Source organism: Vibrio sp. 661 (assembly GCF_033339315.1).
Taxonomy (GTDB): Bacteria; Pseudomonadota; Gammaproteobacteria; order Enterobacterales; family Vibrionaceae; genus Vibrio; species Vibrio alginolyticus.
Genome location: NZ_JAWOUJ010000001.1, coordinates 1 through 23255, shown reverse-complemented (window position 1 = coordinate 23255; position 23255 = coordinate 1). Strand labels below are relative to the sequence as shown.

Sequence of the window (23255 nt, the reverse complement as noted above, 5' to 3'; positions counted from 1 at the left end):
GGAAATACGTATGAAAGTGGTAATTGCACCTGATTCATTTAAAGAAAGCTTAACCGCCAAACAAGTGAGCGAGGCGATAAAAACGGGTCTTGCTCGCGTATGGCATGATGCTGAGTTTGTTACGGTTCCGGTCGCAGACGGTGGCGAAGGCACGGTTCAATCTTTGATAGATGCAACTCAAGGCGAACAAGTCTTCACAACAGTGACTGCGCCATTAGGGAATGATGTTGAAGCGTTTTATGGCATCCTCGGCGACGGCGAAACTGCGGTTATTGAAATGGCGGAGGCCAGTGGGCTACACCTTGTGCCGAGTGACGCTCGCGACCCAAAACTGACCAGTAGCATTGGTACCGGACAGCTGATCAAACACGCGCTAGACAGAGGCATTCAACGTTTAATCATTGGTTTGGGCGGCAGCGCTACCAATGATGGTGGCGTGGGCATGTTGACCGCGTTGGGGGTGGCGTTTCTTGATGAATCTGGTCATGCAATTACCCCAAATGGAGGCGGGTTAGCGGCGCTTGCGTCCATCGATATTTCTGGTCTTGACCCTCGCTTAGCAACTTGCGAAGTGTTGGTAGCGTGCGATGTTGATAACCCACTCTGTGGTGACAAAGGCGCGTCGGCTATCTTTGGCCCGCAAAAGGGAGCGACCGTATCAGACGTCACTCTGCTCGATAACGCATTGCGCGAGTTTGGCGAGTTGACGGAACAAGCGACGGGTAAGCATGTACTGACTCGTGAAGGGGCGGGTGCTGCTGGTGGTATGGGCGCGGCCTTGCTCGGGTACACGCCAGCACGTTTGCAACCGGGAATTGAGATTGTGCTTGAAACGGTCAAACTTGCTCAGCATGTTGCGGATGCGGATATCGTATTTACAGGCGAGGGTCGAATCGATCATCAAACCGCACATGGCAAAACGCCGATGGGCGTTGCTCAGGTCGCCAAGCAGTGTAATTTACCAGTCATTGCATTAGCAGGCTGTGTGGGCGACAACTATCAGGCGGTTTATGAGTGCGGCATTGATGCGGTGTTTGCTTGTGTACCAAGGGCGATGAGCTTGCCTGAGGCCATGAAAGAGGCCGACGTCAACGTTGCTAACTTAGCCGAAAACGTCGCGAGAATGTGGCAAATTAAGTCGCACTGAAGGCGATGACGATATGAAAAACTCCACCTTTGCGTGAAGTTTTTTGTTGTTACGTGTTTGCGTGTGTAGGCATAAGTTCATTTAGCAAGAGCGAGTTAACAGGCATGCTTTGCTATCAATTTTGCCAGTGTTTGCATCGCTTGACTCCAATCGGTTTCATGACCAAAGTTTGCCACGCTGAGGCGTACGCAATGCCGATATTGCCCTTGAGTGCCAAATACGGTGCCGGGAAGTAGGCTGATTCTGTGCTTATTGCATGCTTGATACAACGCATAGCTGTCCGTGTCTTCGGGCAGTCGCAACCAAAGTAAGAACGAGCCTTGTACGGCGTTGATCTGGTATCGATTTTTTAGAGGTTCGTATTCATCCAAGTATTGATGAAGCATCTGGATAAATCGTCGCATGTTGTTTTGATAAACCCGACCCATTCGCGCAGTATGCGTTCGATACTTGCCTGACGTTAGAAACGTTGCCACGGCGGATTGCATCAGGTTCAAACTGCCCATGTTCTCACACAGTAGATATTGTTCAATTTGGTCTCGATATCGCCCCGCCAACATCCAACCAATTCTCAAACGCGAATCGAGCGTTTTGGATAACGAATTCACGTAAATTACGCGTTGCTTGTCATCGAGCAATCTCAAGCTTGGCAACGGCTTATCATAACTTAACCCGCCAAACACATCGTCTTCGATAATAGGAATATTGCCGGACGCCAATAGTAATTGTTGACGCTTTTCTAGCGGCATCATGGCACCAGTTGGATTGGTGAAGTTTGGCGTTACGATGATCGCTTTTATGTCCCATGTCGCCATTGCTTTTGCTAAGGCTTCGGGACACATACCGTCGCGTGGGCAACTCGGAATTTCCACCACTTTGAGGCCGAGTGATTCTAGCATCAATAAGTTGCCAAAATAGCAAGGGGACTCCACCGCGACGATATCGCCTTTTTGTGTCGTTGCGCGCAGCGCTAGGCTAATGGCTTGTTGCGCGCCGTGCGTCACCATGATCTCATCCAACTTGGCTGGCGTGCCCAAATCTTGTGTGATTTTCGCTAGTTGTTTGATTAAGAGGTGATCACCGGGTGGTAATTGGTAATGGCTCGGTACATGCGTTTGCTGGCGGCTGTGGCGGCCGATCTCGGCGTACAAGCTTTTGATCGCGGGAGAGTCAATGTTTGGGTGGGCAGAACCGGTAGGCAAACGCTCTTGGTATTCAGGATAAGTAAGGATTTCTTTGCAGATCGAGAGCAAATCCACGCGAGTCGGATCCGGAATTGAGCGAGAGGTCGGCAAAGCGACTTTAACTCGATAACCCGATTTGGGAACCGAGTACACCAAGTTTTGTGCTTCCAGCTCTTGATACGCACGAATCACGGTATTTTTACTGACGTTTAATTCTTGGCTCAACGAGCGAATGGAGGGCAGTCGATCATCCGCCTGATAAACGCCACCACTGATGGCTTGTTTGAGGTGTTTTTCCACCACGAGGTACTTATTCCCTTCACCGCTTCCCAATAAATCTGTACCCATAAAAACACTTCCATCTGTCACTTTTTGAAAACACTGTACCTAATTACATTAGCAGTATCTCAAAACATAAAACAAGCGTGAGTGAGGCGATCATGTTAATCCGAGCCATCCCTTTTGTATTTGTCATCCTTTGGGCTTCTGGATTCGTTGGTGCGCGTTTTGGTTTGCAATATGCCGAGCCAGCGACACTACTTTCTATCCGTATGGCATTCAATGTCTTATTGTTTTTGGTTCTTGTGGCGGTATTGCGTAGAAGGTTGCCGACAGGAAAAGATTTATGGCACAGCTGTGTGGTTGGTGCATTGATCCACGGTTTCTATCTGGGCGGTACTTATTTCGCTATCGCCTTAGGTATGCCTGCGGGGTTGAGTTCGTTGCTGGTGGGTATTCAACCGATTTTAACCGCGGCTTTGCTGGTGGTGTTTGTTCGTGAGGAATTTAAACCCTCGCAATGGTTGGGTTTGGCTCTTGGTTTTGTCGGTATCGCTATGGTGTTGATGGGCAAAATGGAGTGGCAATCCGAGCAGCATAAAGTGTTGGCCATTGGTTTGTGTTTGTTGGCTTTGGTTGGTATCACGCTAGGGACGCTTTATCAGAAAAAACATTGCCAACAAGTGGATATGGTGGGTGGTGCGACGGTGCAATATTTGGCCGCGCTCGTCATGTTTCTGCCCGTTGCGATGCAGTTTGAAACGATGCAAGTGCAGTGGGAACTGGAGTTTATTTTGACTGTGTTGTGGTTGGTCGTCGTGCTCTCTTGTGTAGCTATTCTACTGCTGCTGTACATGGTTAAGAACGGTGCTGCATCGAGCGTAGCTTCTGTATTCTACCTGGTGCCGCCAACGACGGCGATTCAGGCTTGGCTCGCGTTTGGAGAGTCATTTGATTGGATGGGGATTTCTGGTTTCGTACTGGCAGCTACGGCGGTGTATTTGGTGGTTAAAAAGCCGGATCTGACGATAAAGAAATCGATTCAAACAGAATATACCTAAATTGGGTAGGGACATTTGCGTATCAGTGGGTACAATCTGCTTCATCTTAATCCGTGGAGCAGAATGATGAAGGTAAAGCCAGATCGAATGACCGCCATGCGTAGCATCATCGAGCAAGTAAAAGCGGAACTACCAATTTATGAACCAGAAACGTTTGTATGTGGACCAGAAGGGCAGTGCATTGGCTGTCCGAAGAAATTGTTGGAAATGGTCGATTCAGAAGTCACTTATTGGGAGTCAGCCATGGAGCGCGGCATTGTTCCGCAGTTCGATGAGATTCGTCGTTTTGGCAAAATGTGCACGAATGTTCGTCGTGGTCTGGTGCGAAATAATGTGCCTTTACTCAGTAACTAGAGAGTAAAAACCGTCTAATATCTGACACATAGCGTCGTTTTGTTACACTGCTCTTTGGCTGCTGTTCTCAAGTTTGAGTGGTGTTTGTCTCTTCTTACCCCTTAAGCCTTTAATCGTAAGAAATTGGCGATATATTGGCTCGGTCTCACATGGATGTGGGGCTATTGTCTTGGGCTAGTTGAGATAAGAAACGTGAAATCAAAGGGATTTACGCTGATGGAAATCACCATAGTGCTTACCACTTTGGCTTTCATCGCATTAGCTGCTTTACCAGTACTACTCGATATTCATCGCCAAGCATACGCTGCGATGCTGCACAGTTCTCAGTCTTCTTTGGGTACGGCTCTCAAATTCTTTCATGCTCAATCAGTGATTGATAACGCTTACGGCCAAGAGCACGTTCACTACATTGACCGACATGTCAAAACACGCAAAGGCATGCCAGAAGCGAGTGCCGATAGTATTCGAGCTTTGTTAGAAATCGATCTACCAGCCAGAGGTTATTCGAAAATTGACGTGCCGTGCAAAGGCAGTGATTTTTGCATCATCGGTCAGCAGCACCCAAACAGTGCTCATTTTGTCGCGATTCCTGATTATCAGTTCTTAGATAAATCGGGTGTTGATCGCGTGGTGTACATTTGGCCGCAAGGTTACACACTGGCAGAAGAAGCATGCTATTTCTACTACGTGAATCAAGCCTCTAACGATTCAATTGTTCGAGGGCATGTGACGCAAGGGTGTTAACCCCGAATAAGTGTTGCGAACAACGGTTATCGTGACTCTACAAATCTGGGCTTTTCGAACGGCTTTGCGCTTTATACAATATCATTTTTTGACTCATCAAGACTTTACCATTTGGCAAGGTCACTTCCCCAAGTTCTCCCTGATGTTCAAATCCAAACCGTTCATACAAAGCAATCGCTGGTGTGTTGGTTGTGTATACGTAGAGTGCGATTTGGTCGTAACCAAATTCCCAACCACGTGCGATCGCGACTGCCAATAGTTTCCGCCCCAATCCTTTGCCTCGGTAGTTTTTGTCGATGTGAATACCAAGAATACCGACGCGAAGGCGTTGCCCTCTTTCGTAACCGCACATCTCAGCTGGGTAGATTTCAACACTACCGATAAGTTTTTGGCGGTCAAACGCGACAAACTGAGGGATGGACTCGTTTTCCACACGTTGCAGGATTCTGCGAAGCGTTGCGTTATCGGGTGCAGGAGAAATCAAAAATTCCCCTTCGGAGTACACTCGATTCCACAGCGCGGTGAAGCGCGCGATATCGCTCACCTTGATGGATCTGATTTGCATTCATCTTCCTTGATTAGTGCAGGTTAGTAACGGTTAGGGGATAAGCTCAGATAAACAACGAATTTGGTTAGGAATGGCTTCGGCTGGTGCATCAGCGCCCGTTGGGTTAAACCAAATTGTGTTTACGCCCGCTTTCATCGCAGGGTAAATATCTTTGTGAGGTAAATCGCCAACCATGGTTATTCCACTCACGTTAACCCCTAACTGTTTTGCGATGGCGAGATAAAACTCAGGTTGGTTTTTAGCGATGCCGAGGTTGGCAAAACAAAAATAGCCATTTAAGTATTGGTCTAAGTCGACGCGAACAAATGCACGCTGAACCTCTTCCATGTTGGAATCAGATGCACTGGTCGCAATGTAGATGGGATGATTTTGGGAAAGTATTGCCAGTGTTTCTCTGGCTTGAGGAACTGCTTCTACGTGTTCCCAATCGCACATTTTTCCTTGTGCGTGAGGGAAATCTACCATCAAGGTGTTCCCCCAATCGAAAAGATAAATCATGTTCGAATCTCCTTATCCGCACATCATATCGTCTTTTTCTAAAATCAGGGGGTAAATTGCATCGATAAATGCGATTTAGGTGGGTTTAGTCGAGAAAAGCGCTTAATTGTCGTTATCGTTACAAATGTTTCAGCATAATGCGTGAGTTAGTTTTAAAACCTTGATTATCGTAAAAGCGCTGTGCTGGCTGATTGAATTCCATCACTTCCAATCGAATTTGTGTGGCATTGGCGTCGCGCGCCCATTGCTCACAGGCTAGGAGCAGTTGGCGGCCGATTCCTTGCTGCTTTTGCGCTTCATCGACAACAATTGTTCCCACGCGACAAATTGGGTCTTTGATCAGAAAACTGACGGTGTCGTTTTGGGTGATCATCGCGGTTAAGAAGCCGAGAATTTGCTGTTCGCGTTCGGCAATCAAAAAGAGTCGCTCTTTGTTCTCTAGTGCTTGTGCAAGAAATTCGCGGTCAGCTTCTGAAGGCGCAACAAAGGCTTCTGGCGCATTCGCAAAATGCAGTGAATTAATTTGAAAATTAAGCTGAAAAACTCCGTCTAAATCATCGGGAGTTGCTTGTCGGATATGGACTTGCATTCTATCTGCCCCCTGCAATATCGATAAATGATCCTGTGACATAAGAGGCTTCGTCACTTAATAGCCAAGCGATCGCATTTGCCACTTCTTCTACCGTGCCACCGCGTTTAAGAGGAATTTGAGGGCTGAGTCTATCTACTCGGTTTGGTTCTCCGCCGTCGGCATGCATATCAGTGTAAATGAAACCAGGTCGAACGCCATTGACGCGAATATTGCGCTCTGCCAACTCTAGCGAGAGCCCTTTAGTTAAGGTATCCATCGCGCCTTTTGATGTGGCGTAATCGACATACTCAAATGGCGCGCCTGAGCGCGACGCTCCAGAGGAGACATTCACAATTGCACCGCCTGCACTGAATCGCCTCGCCGCTTCTCGACAGCAGAGAAAACAGCTATTCACATTGGTGTTCATTACTTTCTGAAAGCGTTCCAAGCTGATTTCTGACAAAGGCGATTGAGTAAATAGGATGCCAACGTTGTTGACCAAGTGCGTCACTGCACCAAATTCACGTTCTGTTTCATCAAACAAGGAGAGCACTTGCTTCTCATCGGCTACGTCTGCGGCGATGGCAATCGCTTTGCCACCGTTTGCTTGTATTTCTGCCACAACTTGGTCGGCGGCCTCTTGCTGAGTGCGGTAATTAACGCAAACGCGATAGCCTTGCTCGGCCAGCTTTTTCGCCGCTGCGGCTCCAATGCCTCGGCTTGCGCCGGTAATGATGACTACTTTATTCAAAATACGTCCTTATTTTTGTAGTGAGTAGATTTTATCGGCGTAGGGTTTGCCACCAATTTGGTATGCGTCTGGAATGACCTCAATGAGTTCGAAACCACATTTTATCAGGACACGTTCTGACGCAATATTGCCTTCAGTGACCGTCGCGGAAAAGTGGTTGATGTTATGTGTCGAGGTTGCCCAGTATAGAAGCGCTTGAAGAGTTTCTGTTCCAAACTGTTGGCCATGAAATTCCGGCAAAAGTAAGTAACCTACCTCTGCCTTACCGTTTTCAATAGCAAAGCCAGTGATGCCGATGGGTTGTTCAGATTGCTTATCGAGTATTACAAGGCAAAGCCAATGCTGGCAATTTGGGGTCCATGGTAATAATCGCGAAGCAAATTTTTCTCTTATTTCTGTTTCGCTGGGACGATCGAAACAGAGCGCAATAACCTCTTGTTCGGAGAGTAATCGTTGAAAGAGTTCCCAGTCACTGGCTTTGATGGGTCTTAATTGGCTTCTGTGCGTCTCGATATAAACTGACATGCGTGTCCTTACTGCATCAATGTGGAGATTCAGTCTCTCATCCTCTTATCTGTTTAATCAAATAGTTGCATTCATAAAAGTGATTTATGTGGTGAATAGTTGGCTGGGTAATGGATTATTGCCATATATTCATCTTTGAGATGCAAATAACAAAATTTCATACTTGAGGCATACAGAGCAACACGGAAATGATGTGGATCAAGAGAGGGCTACCCATAAAGTAGTAATTTGCGACCTATAATTACATTTTATTTGGAAGTGTTGCTAATTATGTCAATAAAAAAACGATATGTTGCACTGCTGGTTGCTGCCGGCATTGGTGTGGGCTGGTTAACTTTGGGGGGGAGTGCGGCAGTAATGCATTACACCTCAGATACTGAATTTTGTCTCTCGTGCCACTCTATGGAAACCCCTTACAAAGAGTACCAAGGCTCAGTGCACTTCAGTAATGCGAAAGGCATTCGCGCGGAATGTTCTGACTGTCATATTCCTCAAGAACCAATGGATTACCTGATCACCAAAATTCGTGCGTCGAAAGACATTTACCACGAATTTGTGACAGGCAAGATCGACACGCCAGAGAAATACGAAGCACATCGTAAAGATATGGCTGAAACGGTATGGGCTCAGTTCCGTGAAAACGATTCAGCGACGTGTCGTTCGTGTCATGATTTCGATGCAATGGAAGAGTTTGAGCAATCACGTGATGCGGCGAAGATGCACGCTTACGCGAAAGCAAACGATCAAACGTGTATCGATTGTCATAAAGGTGTGGCGCACTTTGCACCAGAAGCAGAGCTAGACAGCAAGGCATTTGAAACGTTGATGAGCTTCACCACAAAAACATCACCTGGTGCCAAAGTCGTTTACCCTGTGACTGAAATCGCAATGGGTGAGATGGGTAAAATTAACCCAACGACGAAGTTGGAAGTAATCAGCTCTGAAGGCGACAACCGCACTGTTAAGTTGAACGCATTCCAAATGAAAGGCGCAGAGCAAGTGCTTTACATGGGAGAAGGTCAACGTGCCATCGTAGCAACGCTAACAGAGCAAGGCCAACAAGCGCTTGAAACTGGTGAATTTGAGGCAGATGTTTACGGCAACGAATGGCGCGCGGTTTCTTTAACTGGCGCTATTGATTCTCCAGTTGTTGACACGCTTGAACCAGTATGGTCATACGCAGAAGAGTTGGACAACGTTTACTGTGCAACTTGTCACGCGAAAATTCCTTCAAATCACTTCACAGTGAATGCATGGGGACCGGTAGCGAAAAGTATGGGTGATCGAACTGATATTTCAGCCGAGAACCTAGAAATTCTAACCAAGTTCTTCCAGCACCATGCAAAAGATGTGGTTGGTCACTAACGATAAATAGAAGGATAAGATTATGACTAATATGACCCGTCGCGGATTTCTAAAAGGCACTGGTATGGCGGCTGGTGCAATGGCATTCACTTCATTTGCACCTATGTCTGTTGCGTCTTCAAACCAGCGTGGCAAGGGCATTTTGACAGCGGGCCGCATGGGCCCAATGCTGTGTGAAGTGCAAGACGGTAAGCTGGTTTCAACCACGAACGCATTGCCACAAACGGTACCAAACAGCCTACAAAGCACCGGTCCTGACCAAGTGCACACTAAAGCGCGTGTCAAGTACCCAATGGTTCGCAAAGGTTACTTGGCAAACCCATCAGCTCCCGAAGGAGTTCGTGGCAGCGATGAATTTGTACGGGTGTCTTGGGATGAAGCTTACAAGTTGATACACGAGCAGCACATGCGCATTCGTAAAGAATATGGCCCGGCTTCTGTGTTTGCTGGTTCTTACGGCTGGCGTTCAAGTGGCGTGCTGCACAAAGCACAAACCTTGCTGCAACGTTACATGAGCATGGCGGGTGGCTATTCAGGCCACTTGGGTGACTACTCAACGGGTGCTGCGCAGGTCATCATGCCGCACGTTGTGGGCTCTATCGAAGTGTACGAGCAACAAACCACGTACCCAGTGGTACTAGAGCACAGCGATGTGGTTGTGCTTTGGGGCTTAAACCCAATTAACACTCTAAAAATCGCGTGGAGCTCAACAGACTGTGCTGGTCTTGAGTTCTTCCATCAGTTGAAAAAATCAGGCAAGACGGTTATCGCTATTGACCCTATTCGTTCTGAAACCATCGAGTTCTTTGGTGAGAATGCGGAGTGGATTGCTCCTCACCCAATGACCGACGTGGCAATGATGATGGGTATCGCACACACCTTGGTGAAACAAGGTAAGCACGATAAAGCCTTCCTCGATAAATACACCGCAGGTTACGACAAGTTTGAAGCGTACCTGATGGGCGAAGAAGACGGCGTAGAAAAATCAGCAGAATGGGCATCACAAATCTGTGGCGTACCTGCGAAGCAACTTGAGCTACTGGCTGACATCTTCAGTAAAAACCGCACCATGCTGATGGCGGGTTGGGGCATGCAGCGCCAACAATACGGTGAGCAGCGTCACTGGATGCTGGTTACACTGGCAACGATGTTGGGTCAAATCGGTTTACCGGGCGGTGGTTTTGGTTTCTCTTACCACTACTCAAACGGTGGTAACCCTGCTCGTGATGCTGGCGTACTTCCTGCGATTTCGGCATCGCTGGGTGGCGGCTCTTCTGCGGGGAACGACTGGGCGGTGTCTGGCGCGGTGCAAAGCTTCCCTGTGGCGCGTATTGTCGAGGCGTTGGAAAACCCAGGTCAATCCTACCATCATAACGGTCATGAACTGACGTTCCCGGACATCAAGATGATTTGGTGGGCAGGTGGTGCGAACTTTACTCACCACCAAGACACCAACCGTCTGATCAAAGCGTGGCAAAAGCCTGAGCTGATCGTGATTTCAGAGCCTTACTGGACGGCGGCTGCGAAGCACGCGGACATTGTTCTGCCAATCACCACATCGTTCGAGCGTAACGACTTAACGATGACGGGTGACTACAGTAACCAACACTTGGTGCCAATGAAGCAAGTGGTTGAGCCGCAAGGTGAAGCGCGTAATGACTTCGATGTATTCGCGGACATGGCAGAGATGCTAGCTCCGGGTGGCCGTGACGTATACACCGAAGGCAAAACCGAAATGGAATGGCTGTACGGCTTCTACAAGGCGGCGCAACAAGGTGGCCGTGGCTCTCGCGTAGCAATGCCGAACTTCAGCAAGTTCTGGGAAGATAACCAACTGATCGAGATGAAGTGGAACGAGAAGAACGCACAGTTTGTTCGTTACGCAGATTTCCGTGAAGACCCGATCATGAATCCACTCGGTACACCAAGTGGTAAGATCGAAATCTTCTCGAAAACCATTGAAGGCTATCAGTTGGAAGACTGTCCTCCACATCCAACGTGGATGGCACCAACCGAGTACACGGGTACTGCGAAAGATGGCGAGTTGCAGCTAATGACCGCGCACGCAGCGCATCGTCTACACAGCCAATTCAACTACGCGAAGATTCGCGAAGAGTACGCAATTGCAAACCGTGAACCTATTTGGATTCACCCTGAAGATGCGAAAGCGCGTGGTATTAAAACGGGCGATCTAGTTCGTGCGTTTAACAACCGTGGCCAAGTATTGGTTGGTGCAGAAGTGACTGACCGAATCAAGCAAGGTTCAGTGTGTATTCATGAAGGCGGTTGGCCGGATTTGGATCCTAAAACCGGCATTTGTAAGAACGGCGGTTGTAACGTGTTAACGTTGGATATTCCGACCTCTCGACTTGCAAACGGCTGTGCGGCGAACTCGGCACTGGTTCGTATTGAAAAATACACTGGCCCAGAATTAGAACTAACAGCGTTTGAACCACCAAGAAATGGCTAGAAAAAAGTAGCGATTGAAAGCAAGAAGCCAGCGAATCGCTGGCTTCTTTTTATCTAGTCATCGTTCACATTAGCGCGAAGCGAGAGAAACAAACGGCATCTGTTTCTTAATCTGAAATGTCGGGAGTAAAGTAAATACAATCGCGACAAACAAGACCGAGCCTATTAAATCTTCAGGGCGATGCATGCCCAGCCATAAGCGGCTATATGCGACGCTCATTCCCCACATCCACAATGACAGTGCAGAGATATAGCACTTGTTCTGTAAGAACAAACCACCAAAGAAAGCCAAACAAATCGAAACGAAAATCGTATGGCCGGATGGGAAAGAATAGTCTTTCTCGCCTTGCCAATGGCGCGTTCGCCAATCACTGACGTGTTCAGAAATCTGGTTAATTACGTTGGCTTGCTGCTTTGTATCCAACTGATAAAACGCTTCTGGGTGCTCAATCAATTGCTCTGCAGCAAGCAGTTCGGCGTAGGGACGCGGGCTTTCTGTCATCAGTTTTAGCCCCGTTTTGCTGGCAAAACCAATCACCAGTAACAACCCTAACATTGAGAGTTTTTGTATCCACTCAATGCGACTTGGTTTAAAGCGAAATAAAGAAAGCAGTAGCAGTGTTAACGTAATTAAAAAACCTTTGCTACCAGCAGAATCTGTGAGCAAAGTAAAAGTAATACCCAGACTTTCAGGCACCTGTGAAGTGAGATTGTGATAAGAGCCAAACAGCGACATTGGGATGATGCCAAGAACAAACAAGGCGAGCATCATCAATCCATATTTTTTGGTTTTCATTGAGAGCGTTTTGTTTTTATTGAGGGTTATTCAACCACGTGAAAATAATGGGCTTATCTTACGTTATCTGGCGTGAAAAACTTATCAACGCTCTGTCAATTTGACGAGAGAATGAAGGTTGAGTGATGAATTGATGACACTTATCCGGAGGGTAAAGGCGCTCATCCTTAAGCGCTGGGGTCTTAATCCATCAGAGAAAGTAAGTATTCTGCTGCTTTGGTTGGGTTTTCTGCATGACAAATGGCAGAAACCAAAGCCAAACCATGTACACCTGTCGCACTCAGGGCAGGAATGTTGGTTTCGTTAATGCCGCCAATGGCAACAATCGGCAGTGAAGTCGTCTCTAACGCCATTTTCAAACCATCAATACCCCAATGTTTTTTGGTGTTGGTTTTGGTTGGCGTCGCGAAGATTGCGCTCAAACCGATGTAATCAATTGGAAGAGAATCCGCTTGTGCAAGCTGCTCTTCATTTTCGATGGATAAGCCGAGGATTTTGTTTGGTCCAATCAACTCACGAGCGATATTTGCTGGCATGTCTGATTGCCCGAGGTGAACCCCATCAGCATCGACAGCCAGTGCGACATCAACGCGGTCATTGATGATCAAGGGCACATCGGTATCTTTAAGGATGTCTTTGACGGCTTGAGCACGTTCGATAAACGCACGCACATCGCCGTGTTTTTCGCGGACTTGTACCATGGTCACGCCACCTTCCACGGCTTTTCTCACAACACGCTTTAGTGTGGCTAAATCTTGTTGGTCATCGGTGACCAAATATAAACGATAGGCGTTCATTTTGTTTCCTTTGGGCCTCTCATCTAGATGGAATGAGAGGCTGGTATTTGTAGAGAAAAGCTTAGCTCACGTGTAGTTTTAGGCGTTTTGCCAGCGTTTCTTCATCCAGCTGGTAAAGCTCATCCAGCAGGTTCATTTGTAGGCTACCTGGGCCGCGAGCTTGTTCCGCGGCAATCTCGCCAACAACGCCCAGTACCGCCGCTGCAGCAAGGCCGGTATCATCACCAACAGCAGCAAAAGCGCCTGTTAGAGCCGTTAGTGTACAACCCATTCCGGTTACGTATGGCATCATCTCGTGACCGTTGTTTAGCTGCACGGTTTGCCCTTTCGTGACGATGTAATCAGTCTCGCCAGAAATCACTACGCTCGCGCCGTACTCTAAGACTAAGAAGTTCGCTGCGCCAAGTGCTGCGTCGCTGCTGTCTAACGCATCGACGCCTTTGCTTTGTGCTTGCTCGCCAGCGAGTGCAATGATTTCTGAGGCGTTACCACGAATGATCAGCTTGTTTGCAAGGCGTGCGATCTCACGTGATGTCTCGGTACGTAGTGAGCTTGCTCCGCAACCGACAGGGTCGAGTACAACGATTTTACCATTGGAATTGGCTTGCTCTACGGCATAGCTCATGCGCGGTGTCCAAACGCTGTCTAGGGTACCGATGTTGATAACCAGTGCGCCAGCGAACGACATCATCTCTGCCATCTCTTGTTTGGAGTGCGCCATGATTGGAGAAGCGCCGATCGCTAATAGTGCGTTTGCTGTGTTATTCATCACCACGTAGTTAGTGATGTTGACGACTAACGGCTTTTGCTGGCGTACTGCGGTTAATGCTTGGGTGATTTGTTCAATTAACATGAGACTCTCCGATTAATCTTGCTGAGCGTTTAGACCTTGTTGCCAGAATGCCACTTCCATACGCGTTGCAGTTTTGAATACCTGAATCAGGTTTTGACCACGCTGACTATTGATATCGATTTCCGCCAATAACTGATTAAAGTGTTCTGCACCTTTTGCGACACCAGATTGGAATTCCTCACCACCGTAGAGGTTGATCCAACTTGCGTATGGGTTACCTTCGAGCACAGTGCTTTCGTCTTCAATCAGCATCTTACCGATTACGGCATAACCGATAGAGCATGGTGCTAGTGCCGCGTATAGATCAACAAGATCGCCCGTCATGCCAGCATCTAATACGTAACGGGTGTAAGCCACAGTGCCGAAATCTTCTGGCTCGTTTTCTAGGTCGGATTCCGTCAGTCCCCATTGCTCACAGTAAGTCACGTGATGGGCAATTTCAGAATCGAGCAATGCATGTACGCTTGGTAGGGCGCGGCGCATGTCATCCAAAGTACGCGCTTTGTAGATCGCTAATGCGTAAGCTCGCGCGTACTGTTTTAGGAAAAGAAAATCCTGCTTTAGGTAATGCAGAAAACAAGGCTGAGCCAGAGTGCCTTGCGCTAATTGCTGCACGAAAGCATGCTCAGTGTATTCTTGCCAATCTTGGCGGCAAGCGTCGATCAAATCTTGGTATTTCATTATGGGTATCTCGTTATCAAAAGACCCTAGGCTTAGATCCTAAGGTCAGTAGAATTAGTCAAAGTTCGGTACGTAATCTTTCGCTTTTGGCAGTGTTTCGATGATTTTTTGTGAATACATGAACTGCGCGTAATCATCGTAGCGCTTCAGATCTACAGCAGATGGACGAAGAGCGAAACGAGTTAGCGTGTCGTTCCAAGCGCGTTGGTTAAGCTCGTTGTTGAGGGTGTCTGGTGAATAAGCCACGAACTCTTTCCACGACTCTTTTGGATGGTTAACGATGTAAGTGGTTGCTTGCTCTAGTGCTTTGTTGAATGCTTTGATGGCTTCTTTGTTGTAGGTTTTCGCATTAGCTACGAAAACTAACTCATCATACGCTGGCACGCCGTGTTCTTCAGGGAAGAAGGCTTTAGCTTTATAACCTTCTAATGCCAGTTGGTTGGTTTCGAAGTTACGTAGACCGCCCCAAATCGCATCCACCTTGCCAGACGCAAGAGACGAAGACAGCGCCCAACCTACGTTGATGATTTGTACGTCAGAAAACTTCACGTTCTCTTGCGCAAGCATAGTGCCGATTGTCGCTTCTTCGTTGCCTGCGATCGCAATACCGATCTTCTTGCCTTTCAAGTCGCCAAGCTTTTCATTCTTACCGTTATCTAGCACCATCAGCGTGTTGAGTGGCGTAGCAATCAACGTCGCAGAGCGGATTAGTGGTAAACCAGCCGCGACATCGATAGTTAGGCTTGGTTGGTAAGAAATCGCCATGTCGACTTTACCCGCAGCGACCAACTTAGGTGGTGTGCTTGGATCTGCAGGCTCTTGAATATTGACCTTCAAACCTTGCTCTTTGAAGTAACCACGCTCTTTGGCAATCACGATAGGACCATGATTTGGATTGACGAACCAATCCAACATCAGTGTCATCTCTTTTTCTGCTGCAAGCACATTGGTTGATACCACTGAAGCGAGTAGAGCAGCAGCGCTCATAAGTTTGTTTTTATTCACGGGGTTCTTCCTTTTCTTTCCCAATTTTCTTTGGTTATTTTCTGTAATTACTTGCTTTCCCAAGGGATGGCTTTTTTCAATAATTTATCGGTGATGAAGTAGAGTGAGATAGACAGCACGGCGAGGATAAACAGCGCCGCAAACATCTCGTCAATGATCATGCGAGCGTTAGCTTGGAGCATCAGATAACCCAAGCCTTCACTTGAACCTACCCACTCACCGACCACTGCTCCAATTGGCGCAATAACGACGGCAACACGAATACCTGAAGCTAACGTTGGTAGCGCGGCTGGCAATTGAATATGACGAAGTAGCTGCCATTTAGACGCGCCCATGGTCTTGGCAAGATCGAGGTAACCTGTTGGTGTATTGCGTAAGCCGTCGTAGCAACATGTCGTGACGGGGAAAAAGATGATGATTGCCGCCATAACAACTTTTGAAGCAATGCCGTAACCCAACCAAAGCATGAGCACTGGCGCGATGGCGAACACAGGGATCGCTTGGCTAGCAATCAGAATGGGCAGTAACCAACGCTTCAGCGGTTCGAACATCAGCATTTGCAATGCGAACAGCAAACCCATTGATAATCCAAGCGCCAAACCAAGTAAAATCTCTTGCGCGGTAACCCAAGTATGTTTGAGCAAGACATCGTAACGAGTGACCAATCTATCCAGCACTTCAATTGGTGAAGGTAAGATGAAGCTTGGCATGTCGAATACCACAACAACCAACTGCCACAATCCCAAGATCACCGCTGTGCTAATGACCAAGCGCAGAGCCGGATGGGTCACGCGTTCTTTTTTACTAATGCGTGCCGAAACGGAGTTGTACTGAGTCATATCACTCATAGTCTTTCTCCAGTTGATCCAAAATCGCTTGTTGTAACGCCGCGCACTCTCCATCGAGAACTCGGGGCGGCTTGGAGTCTGGAACGACCAAGTGCTGAGCTTGCGCAGGTGTGCCTTGCAACACATAGAGTTGGTGAGCTAATCGCACCGCTTCTTGTGGGTCGTGGGTAATCAGAACAACCGTCTTATCTTTCAGCAATTCGGCAGACAAGGTTTGCAACTTATGACGAGTAACCGCGTCCAGTGCAGAGAAAGGCTCATCCATCAGAACTAGAGGCTTGTCTTGCATCAGAGTGCGAGCAAGGGCAACACGTTGTCTCATGCCGCCAGAGAGCTGAGCTGGCTTAGCATCCGCGTAATCGGCGAGTCCCACTTGGCTTAGTAAAGTCAGTGCACGTTGTCTATTTTGCTCTGGTGCTTGCACTTGAGAAAATCGAGAACTGAGGCAGACGTTGTCTAACACATTCAACCACGGTAGCAATAAATCCTGCTGAGCCATGTAAGCGATACGGTCATGCAGTGCAGCGCCATCCGTTGTGATGAGTTCGCCATGCCAGTCAACTTGGTCATCCAGTAGGCCAGCTAAGTAACGCAATATTGTGGTTTTCCCGCAGCCACTGCGACCAAGTAACACTGTCCATTGATTAGCAGGAATAGTCATACTCAACCCTGCTAGCGTTGGTGTTTGGCTGTCTTTGTATCGCAGACTAGCATCGGAAAGCTGAATGCCAATCGCGTTAGCGAACATAAGTATGACCCGCAAAAAAGTGGTTCACAGGGCCATGGCCTTTACCTACATCCAATTCATCAGCGTGTGCGATAGCTTGGCTGATGTACTGCTTACCCAGGTGCACCGCTTTGTGTAGGTTGTTGCCTTGGCCAAGATAAGACGCAATGGCGGAAGAAAGTGTACAGCCTGTGCCATGAGTGTTTTTGGTTGGAAATCGCTTGGCGCTAATTAACTCGGCACTGTCTTGCATGATAAGCAGATCGTTGCTGTTTTCATTTTCTTCAAGGTGACCGCCTTTGAGCAGAATAGCTTTGGCGCCAAGCGCACGAAGGTCGGTAATCATATCGTTCATTTCAGATTCTGATTGAGGCATTGGCTTACCCGTCAATGCTGCGCCTTCGGGTAGGTTAGGGGTAATGATGTCTGCGAGCGGAATCAATTCTTCTTTTAAAGTGCTGATTGCCGACTGTTCCAGTAATAGATCGCCGCTGGTGGCCACCATCACAGGGTCAATCACGAGGTGTTTTGGCTGGTATTGTTTAATTTTGTCTGCAACGACTTTGATGATGTTGGAATCTGCCAGCATGCCCACTTTGACTGCAACGATGTTGAGGTCGGTAAATACTGCATCAAGTTGGCTCTCTACATGGTCGAGAGGAATGGGGAAAATCGCAGAAACGCCTTGGGTATTTTGCGAAGTAATCGCCGTGATTACCGAGCAAGCAAAACTGCCGGTTGCGGACATCGCTTTGATGTCGGCTTGAATACCTGCACCGCCACCACTGTCTGAGCCCGCGATGGTCAATACGATAGGGGTAGGCAAGGCTGGCGTGTGATGTGAATGAGGTTGTGATTGCTGCGTCATGGTCGCTCCTACTACAAGACGTATAGGAACTGACTTTGACCGTTGCAGATAGATCGATTTTTCGATCGCTATCGCTTACCTAAGAGGGGCGACGAAAGGCAAAGTGTGCATAGTTCCCTACGTCAGTGCTAACTGAATCAGGTTCAACGGGTCTCGAATTTCGATCTCAGCCAACACTTGTCGTGTGGCCCCCCGACTATTTCGTTCGGATGATAGCAGGACCATTGCGGAAGGGATACGTTTTTTGAGCGTAATTATAATGAGTATTCAATTATGCGAGGTGAGTGATAAAGTAAGCACCTAAATGGTTTGCTGGGTGGAATTTACTAGTGCAACGCTCTGGTGAATGAGCAGAACCTGGAATATTTAATAAATAATCGTGGTCTCGTTAAGCAAGGATTAGCACAAAACAAGGTTAAAAAACTGTTAAAATTTAACGTGTTGCCAATTTAACTTTGTTGAACTTTTTCACAGTTAATTAGGATGGCTAAGACGATCATCGAGCAAGGAGACTTCATGCTTAATTCTGTAACAGCGAAGTCAGTGATCGATCATGCGCTCTTTTTGGGGGCTGATTTCGCTGAACTATTCGTTGAACATCACCAAACCAACACTGTCCAGATCGCATCTGGTGAAGTGGATAAGGTTAACTCGGGTATCGATTTTGGTATCGGTATTCGTCTTTTTTTCGGTCATAAGGTGCTTTACGGTTACACCAACAGCACAGATGAAGCCGAACTAAAGCGCGTAACCTCGCTGCTTGCTGCAAAAGACAAGCGTGAGCAAATCGCGTCAGCGGGTTCTTTGAATTTGAACCGCTACCCAATCCAACATGGTTGCCGCATGCCACTAAGTAAGGATGCTAACCTAGATTCAAAAATCGCGTTTCTATTGAAAGTTGACCAAGCCGCACGTGCTGAGAGTGAGCATATCAGCCAGTTTATTGGCAGCGTGCTTCAGCGTGAACAACAAGTGTCTATCTTCAACTCAGAAGGTCTACACGTTGACGATACTCGTCATTACATCCGAGTTGCTGGTAATACCGTCGCTCAAAAAGGTAATGAGCAGTCTTCTGGTATGGAAGGTCCTGGCGCTCTTGCTGGTTGGGAATTCAGTGAACAGCTTGATGCCAAAGAGCTAGGTCAAACTATCGCGCAACAAGCGTTGGTAAAACTTGGCGCGGATGCTTGTCCATCGGGTGAAATGCCAGTGGTAATTGGTAACGGCTTTGGCGGCGTAATCTTCCACGAAGCGTGTGGTCACTTGCTAGAAACCACTTCAGTTGCGAAGAAAGCTTCAGTATTCCACGACAAGATGGGCGAAATGGTTGCTCACACCGCGGTGAACGCAGTCGATGATGGCACCATGACCAACGAATGGGGCTCGATTCACGTTGATGATGAAGGTATGAAGACTCAGCGCACTCAGTTGATCAAAGACGGTAAGCTAACCAGCTTTATGGTCGATAAAATGGGTGGCATGAAGACAGGTTACGAACCTACGGGGTCTGGTCGTCGTCAAAACTACAAGTTTGCACCAACCTCGCGTATGCGTAACACCTTTATCGAAGAAGGCGAGCATTCACTTGATGACATGCTGGCAGGCATCGAGCGTGGTATCTATGCGAAGAAGATGGGTGGTGGTTCGGTTCAACCGGGTACGGGTGAGTTTAACTTTGCTGTTCGTGAAGCTTACCTCATTGAAAATGGCAAAATCACCAAACCTCTGAAAACAGCAACGCTGATCAGCACGGGTCCAAAAGTGTTGAAAGAAATCAGCATGGTCGGCAGAGACATGGCGCTTGCGCCGGGCATGTGTGGTTCAGTAAGTGGTTCAGTACCAACAACAGTCGGTCAGCCAACGCTGAAAGTCGATAACATTCTGGTAGGAGGCGGTAACTAATGAGCCAAGAACAACAACTTCTCAATGCGGTTGATTACGTCCTATCAGAAGCAAAACGCCAAGGTGCAGAAGCGGACGTCATTGTAAACCGCAACAGTAGCTTTTCTTTGAAAGCGTACCAAGGAAAGCTGGATGAGTACAAAGTAAGCTCAAGCCAAGTTCTGGGTGTTCGTGTTGTGAAAGATGCGCGCGTTGCGACAAGCTACTCTGAGTCGTTAGAACAACCAAGCTTAGATTTGATGCTGACTAATGCACTGCAAAGCGCTCGTTTTTCCAAGCAAGATGAACATCAGACCATTAGTTGTGTGAACAGCCAAATCACGACTGACGTGGCTGAGATTGCTCAAGAAGACACAACTTCGGTTGATGAAAAAATTGAACTGTCTCTCGCACTTGAGCAAGGCGTAGTGGCTCTGCCTCACGCTTCTAGCGCACCTTACAATGGTTATAGCGATGGCGAAACACAACTGATCATTGCCAATACTCAAGGCACATTGTGTCAACACTTCGAGCGCTCGTTCACTTGTTACGCGTATACCTTGTTTGAAAAAGACGGCAAACAGTCAATGGCGGGTAGAATGTCACTTGGTCGCCGTTTTGATGAGTTGAATCCAGCTTACTGTATAGAAGGTGGCTACAACCTTGCTCGTGATCTTCTGGAAGGCGCTCCGGTTGCGACAGGTAACTACCCTGCTATTTTCCACATCAATGCGCTAGCAAGTTTATTCGGTGCTTTCGGCAGTGCTTTCTCTGGCGTAAGCGCGATGAAAGGCATTACGCCACTGGGTGACAAGCTTGGTCAACGTGTTGCGAGTGATTTAATTACCTTTACTGATACGGCTTACATGCCAAATGGTATGGCAATCGCGAGTTTTGATAGTGAAGGCTTCGCTACTCAAGATAATGTCATGATTGCTAATGGTGAGTTGAAAACCTTGCTACACAACAGCCAGACCGCAAGTTACTTGGGCGCAGTCTCGACAGCAAGTGCCGCTCGCGGTGCAAAATCGAGCCTAGACGTATCAGCGAATCACAAAGTTATTGCGACGGGTAACAGCAGTGCGTCAGAAGTAAAAGCGGGTGAGTACCTAGAGTTAGTCGAACTTCAAGGTGTCCATTCTGGTGCGGATGCAGTGAGTGGTGATTTCTCATTTGGCGCGAGTGGTTTCTTGTGCCGTGATGGTAAGCGCATTCAACCAGTTCGTGGGATCACGGTAGCGGGTAACTTCTACAATATGCTGCAAGAAGTTGAGGCAGTAGGTGATACTCAGCTAATTAACGATAGCCGAACTTTCTTCTCGCCAGACGTTCGTTTTGCTCGTTTGAGCATTGGTGGTAAGTAAACTTAGCATTACTATAGAAACAAAAAGAGGACTCAATAGAGTCCTCTTTCATTATCTAGCAACGTGTGCGCGAATAACTAGAATTCGCGTATGTCCAACTCATTGTGGATCAATACTACACACTGAGAAGCGAAAAGCATCTTAGGACCTAAGCTGATCTTCTCTGTGCCAAGGCGCTTTAAGCTGTTAAAAGACTTTTTCGGCATCGGTATATGGTCAGTTAGCAAGAAACATGGATTTTCACCAATTTCTGCATCACGAACAAATTCGCCTTTCTTATCCAGCATATATAGTTGGTGATCTTCTGCCAGTTCTTGTACTAGGCGTTCAAAGCTCACTGTACGAACGGTAATACCAGGTTCGACTTCACGAAGTTGCTCTTTACCCATACCAACCGAAGCATCCAAAGCGCGAGCCACTGCTGCAATCAAGGTTGACTCATGGAAGCCGCCAATGTTGGTGATGTCGTTGGAGCGAATAGTAATGGTGCGTGAGAAATCTTTTGTGCTTTCTAAAACCAAGTGAACAACCACATCTTCACGGTGTGATTGAGCAACGAACATCGTGTTCATCATGGTATGAGCAAGAATCTCTGTATGCGCTTCATTACCAACACCTTCTAACAGTGCTTTGCTGGTGGTTGGCGCCGCGCGAGCTCGTAAAACAAAAGAGCGCATGAATTTAGCCTCTATATAGGAAGAGTGAATGCGCGGAAGTATATACCCAAGCAGGGAAGGGATGCGAGTTTAATAGCAAATGTGAACTTACTTACAAAGCTTCGATTGTGGAGCTGGGTGTGCTGGCTAGAATAGGAGGCAACCCTGTTAGGAGTGGTATATGGAAATCAAACAGATAAATAAAGACATTTATAAAAAGAAAGTAAACCTTGTGATTGGCGGTTTTGTTGCGTTGCTCGCCATCTCCTCTCTTGCCTTTAGTACCTTGTTGATTGTTTTGTTTGGCAACACTGAAGTCGTACCAGAACAATCAACGGGCAATTTCCATTGGAATTTGATTGGTGTCGTTCTCGCAGTTGCAACTTCCCTCTCTTTATTGAATCAAATTAAAACTCGACCATACATGGAAGAAGTGCTGTACGTTTGGAAACTCAAGCAGCTGCACAACAAGATCTTTCGTAAACTAAAAAGCATTAAAGTAGCCGCGAACAATGGCGATGTAAAAGCGCTGACGATCCTTAAGTTCTACTATACGACTCAAAGTCAGGTGTTTGAGCTAGACAACAACACACTGACGATGAGCAGTGTAAATAAAGAATTGGAGGCTATCGAGCAAATCGAAGCGGCGCAATCAATGAGTCTCGATATCACAGGCTTTGAAGAGTCTTGGCTAGACACATATTGATTGCCTATTTGCTACTTGAAGTTAACAACTGAGTGCTAAAAATAAGCGTTTGAGTGAGATTTAATCATCCGACGCTTTTTTTTGATTTTTTTTCTGAAAAGGGGTTGCCAAGAAAAATCATCTCCCTATAATGCGCCTCCGTTGTCAGGGCAAAGCGGAAACGCAAAAGCGGTTGGCAAGAAGGCGAAAGAAAACTTCTAAAAATTAATTTAAAAAAGTGTTTGACACTGAAAATTAATTCCTTAGAATACGCCTCCGCTTCGATAGCAAAGCTTACGAAGCAAGCTCTTTAACAATATAGACCTATCAATCTGTGTGGGCACTCGTTGATGATAATCCAAATAGTTTCTTCGGAAACAATTTAGGTTTCAATGAAACGAAGTGACCATTCGAATTGGGAAGCAGCCTTGAGCTGTTTTGTTTTACTTTTTCAAAAGTAAAAACCAATAAGAGCACAGTCAATTCAAACATTACTTATGTAATGTTCAGTATTCATTGAGCCGAACAAAATCTTAAATTGAAGAGTTTGATCATGGCTCAGATTGAACGCTGGCGGC

General features: G+C 47.2%; 24 protein-coding genes and 1 riboswitch. Of the genes, 9 read left to right on the top strand and 15 right to left on the bottom strand.

Translation table 11 applies throughout. The annotated features are described in order from the left end of the window. The first annotated feature begins 10 nt into the window (after window positions 1-10). Entirely contained in the window at window positions 11-1147 is a 1137-nt protein-coding gene (locus tag R7P69_RS00120) for a glycerate kinase (protein WP_238952368.1), read from the top strand. Between the two features lie 95 nt (window positions 1148-1242). Here R7P69_RS00120 and R7P69_RS00115 read toward each other — a convergent pair whose 3' ends face one another. Continuing rightward, window positions 1243-2679: a PLP-dependent aminotransferase family protein gene (locus tag R7P69_RS00115; RefSeq protein ID WP_054575249.1), complete on the bottom strand. Its 1437-nt coding sequence runs from the start codon at window positions 2677-2679 to the stop codon at window positions 1243-1245. A gap of 92 nt (window positions 2680-2771) precedes the next feature. On the opposite strand from R7P69_RS00115, the gene R7P69_RS00110 reads away from it, so the two are divergent. The 3 genes from R7P69_RS00110 (at window position 2772) to R7P69_RS00100 (ending at window position 4769) form a co-directional block, all read left to right on the top strand. Then, window positions 2772-3671 (top strand): DMT family transporter, encoded by a 900-nt coding sequence (locus R7P69_RS00110; RefSeq protein ID WP_005374320.1) that lies wholly within the window; start codon window positions 2772-2774, stop codon window positions 3669-3671. A 66-nt stretch (window positions 3672-3737) separates the two neighbouring features. After that, window positions 3738-4025: a hypothetical protein gene (locus tag R7P69_RS00105; RefSeq protein WP_005374318.1), complete on the top strand. Its 288-nt coding sequence runs from the start codon at window positions 3738-3740 to the stop codon at window positions 4023-4025. A 153-nt stretch (window positions 4026-4178) separates the two neighbouring features. Continuing rightward, window positions 4179-4769: a type II secretion system protein gene (locus R7P69_RS00100; RefSeq protein ID WP_225455765.1), complete on the top strand. Its 591-nt coding sequence runs from the start codon at window positions 4179-4181 to the stop codon at window positions 4767-4769. 37 nt (window positions 4770-4806) lie between these two features. Here the strand turns inward: R7P69_RS00100 and R7P69_RS00095 are convergent, their stop codons facing one another. From R7P69_RS00095 to R7P69_RS00075, 5 genes are all read right to left on the bottom strand, one after another. After that, the gene (locus tag R7P69_RS00095; RefSeq protein WP_047102510.1) at window positions 4807-5334 is read right to left on the bottom strand and encodes a GNAT family N-acetyltransferase; all 528 of its coding nucleotides are present in this window, start codon (window positions 5332-5334) and stop codon (window positions 4807-4809) included. 33 nt (window positions 5335-5367) lie between these two features. Then, window positions 5368-5835 carry an HAD family hydrolase gene (locus R7P69_RS00090; RefSeq protein ID WP_005374312.1) on the bottom strand — a complete coding sequence of 156 codons (468 nt, stop codon included), beginning with the start codon at window positions 5833-5835 and terminating at the stop codon, window positions 5368-5370. Window positions 5836-5953: 118 nt separating this feature from the next. Next, a complete protein-coding gene (locus tag R7P69_RS00085) occupies window positions 5954-6424 on the bottom strand; it encodes a GNAT family N-acetyltransferase (protein ID WP_238952367.1) in 471 nt (156 codons plus the stop codon). A 1-nt stretch (window position 6425) separates the two neighbouring features. After that, window positions 6426-7157 (bottom strand): glucose 1-dehydrogenase, encoded by a 732-nt coding sequence (locus R7P69_RS00080; RefSeq protein WP_017821007.1) that lies wholly within the window; start codon window positions 7155-7157, stop codon window positions 6426-6428. A gap of 9 nt (window positions 7158-7166) precedes the next feature. Then, window positions 7167-7682, bottom strand: coding sequence for a GNAT family N-acetyltransferase (locus tag R7P69_RS00075; protein WP_017634358.1), 516 nt, complete (start codon window positions 7680-7682; stop codon window positions 7167-7169). A 270-nt stretch (window positions 7683-7952) separates the two neighbouring features. Between R7P69_RS00075 and R7P69_RS00070 the strand changes: the two genes are divergently transcribed. Both R7P69_RS00070 and R7P69_RS00065 read left to right on the top strand, forming a co-directional pair. Then, window positions 7953-9047: a NapC/NirT family cytochrome c gene (locus R7P69_RS00070; RefSeq protein ID WP_017634357.1), complete on the top strand. Its 1095-nt coding sequence runs from the start codon at window positions 7953-7955 to the stop codon at window positions 9045-9047. 22 nt (window positions 9048-9069) lie between these two features. Continuing rightward, entirely contained in the window at window positions 9070-11517 is a 2448-nt protein-coding gene (locus tag R7P69_RS00065; RefSeq protein ID WP_167415783.1) for a trimethylamine-N-oxide reductase 2, read from the top strand. Window positions 11518-11586: 69 nt separating this feature from the next. On the opposite strand, the gene R7P69_RS00060 is transcribed toward R7P69_RS00065, so the two are convergent. The 8 genes from R7P69_RS00060 to thiD all read right to left on the bottom strand — a co-directional run bounded on the left by R7P69_RS00060 (window position 11587) and on the right by thiD (window position 18091). Next, a complete protein-coding gene (locus tag R7P69_RS00060) occupies window positions 11587-12312 on the bottom strand; it encodes a phosphatase PAP2 family protein (RefSeq protein WP_025768774.1) in 726 nt (241 codons plus the stop codon). 182 nt (window positions 12313-12494) lie between these two features. Next, window positions 12495-13109 carry a thiamine phosphate synthase gene (thiE, locus tag R7P69_RS00055; RefSeq protein WP_167415781.1) on the bottom strand — a complete coding sequence of 205 codons (615 nt, stop codon included), beginning with the start codon at window positions 13107-13109 and terminating at the stop codon, window positions 12495-12497. Between the two features lie 61 nt (window positions 13110-13170). Next, window positions 13171-13962, bottom strand: coding sequence for a hydroxyethylthiazole kinase (gene thiM, locus R7P69_RS00050; protein ID WP_167415780.1), 792 nt, complete (start codon window positions 13960-13962; stop codon window positions 13171-13173). Window positions 13963-13974: 12 nt separating this feature from the next. Beyond that, window positions 13975-14643 (bottom strand): thiaminase II, encoded by a 669-nt coding sequence (gene tenA / locus R7P69_RS00045; RefSeq protein ID WP_053304011.1) that lies wholly within the window; start codon window positions 14641-14643, stop codon window positions 13975-13977. Between the two features lie 54 nt (window positions 14644-14697). Then, window positions 14698-15648 carry an ABC transporter substrate-binding protein gene (locus R7P69_RS00040; RefSeq protein ID WP_025768778.1) on the bottom strand — a complete coding sequence of 317 codons (951 nt, stop codon included), beginning with the start codon at window positions 15646-15648 and terminating at the stop codon, window positions 14698-14700. A gap of 47 nt (window positions 15649-15695) precedes the next feature. Next, complete coding sequence (locus tag R7P69_RS00035) at window positions 15696-16496, bottom strand: ABC transporter permease (RefSeq protein WP_009706843.1); 801 nt, start codon at window positions 16494-16496, stop codon at window positions 15696-15698. Further along, a complete protein-coding gene (locus R7P69_RS00030) occupies window positions 16489-17244 on the bottom strand; it encodes an ABC transporter ATP-binding protein (RefSeq protein WP_033907185.1) in 756 nt (251 codons plus the stop codon). The genes R7P69_RS00035 and R7P69_RS00030 overlap by 8 nt, the downstream gene beginning before the upstream one ends. Further along, entirely contained in the window at window positions 17234-18091 is an 858-nt protein-coding gene (gene thiD, locus R7P69_RS00025; RefSeq protein WP_005383329.1) for a bifunctional hydroxymethylpyrimidine kinase/phosphomethylpyrimidine kinase, read from the bottom strand. The genes R7P69_RS00030 and thiD overlap by 11 nt, the downstream gene beginning before the upstream one ends. 97 nt (window positions 18092-18188) lie before the next feature. Further along, window positions 18189-18296, bottom strand: a riboswitch (TPP riboswitch). A 311-nt stretch (window positions 18297-18607) separates the two neighbouring features. Between thiD and R7P69_RS00020 the strand changes: the two genes are divergently transcribed. Continuing rightward, on the top strand, window positions 18608-19993 hold the full coding sequence (locus R7P69_RS00020) for a TldD/PmbA family protein (RefSeq protein ID WP_025768780.1): 1386 nt from the start codon (window positions 18608-18610) through the stop codon (window positions 19991-19993). After that, window positions 19993-21336: a TldD/PmbA family protein gene (locus tag R7P69_RS00015; protein WP_025768781.1), complete on the top strand. Its 1344-nt coding sequence runs from the start codon at window positions 19993-19995 to the stop codon at window positions 21334-21336. The genes R7P69_RS00020 and R7P69_RS00015 overlap by 1 nt, the downstream gene beginning before the upstream one ends. Before the next feature lie 77 nt (window positions 21337-21413). Here the strand turns inward: R7P69_RS00015 and trmY are convergent, their stop codons facing one another. Next, window positions 21414-22013 (bottom strand): tRNA (pseudouridine(54)-N(1))-methyltransferase TrmY, encoded by a 600-nt coding sequence (gene trmY / locus R7P69_RS00010; RefSeq protein ID WP_017634347.1) that lies wholly within the window; start codon window positions 22011-22013, stop codon window positions 21414-21416. 160 nt (window positions 22014-22173) lie between these two features. Between trmY and R7P69_RS00005 the strand changes: the two genes are divergently transcribed. After that, entirely contained in the window at window positions 22174-22698 is a 525-nt protein-coding gene (locus R7P69_RS00005; protein ID WP_025768782.1) for a DUF3087 domain-containing protein, read from the top strand. The last annotated feature ends 557 nt before the right edge of the window (window positions 22699-23255 follow it).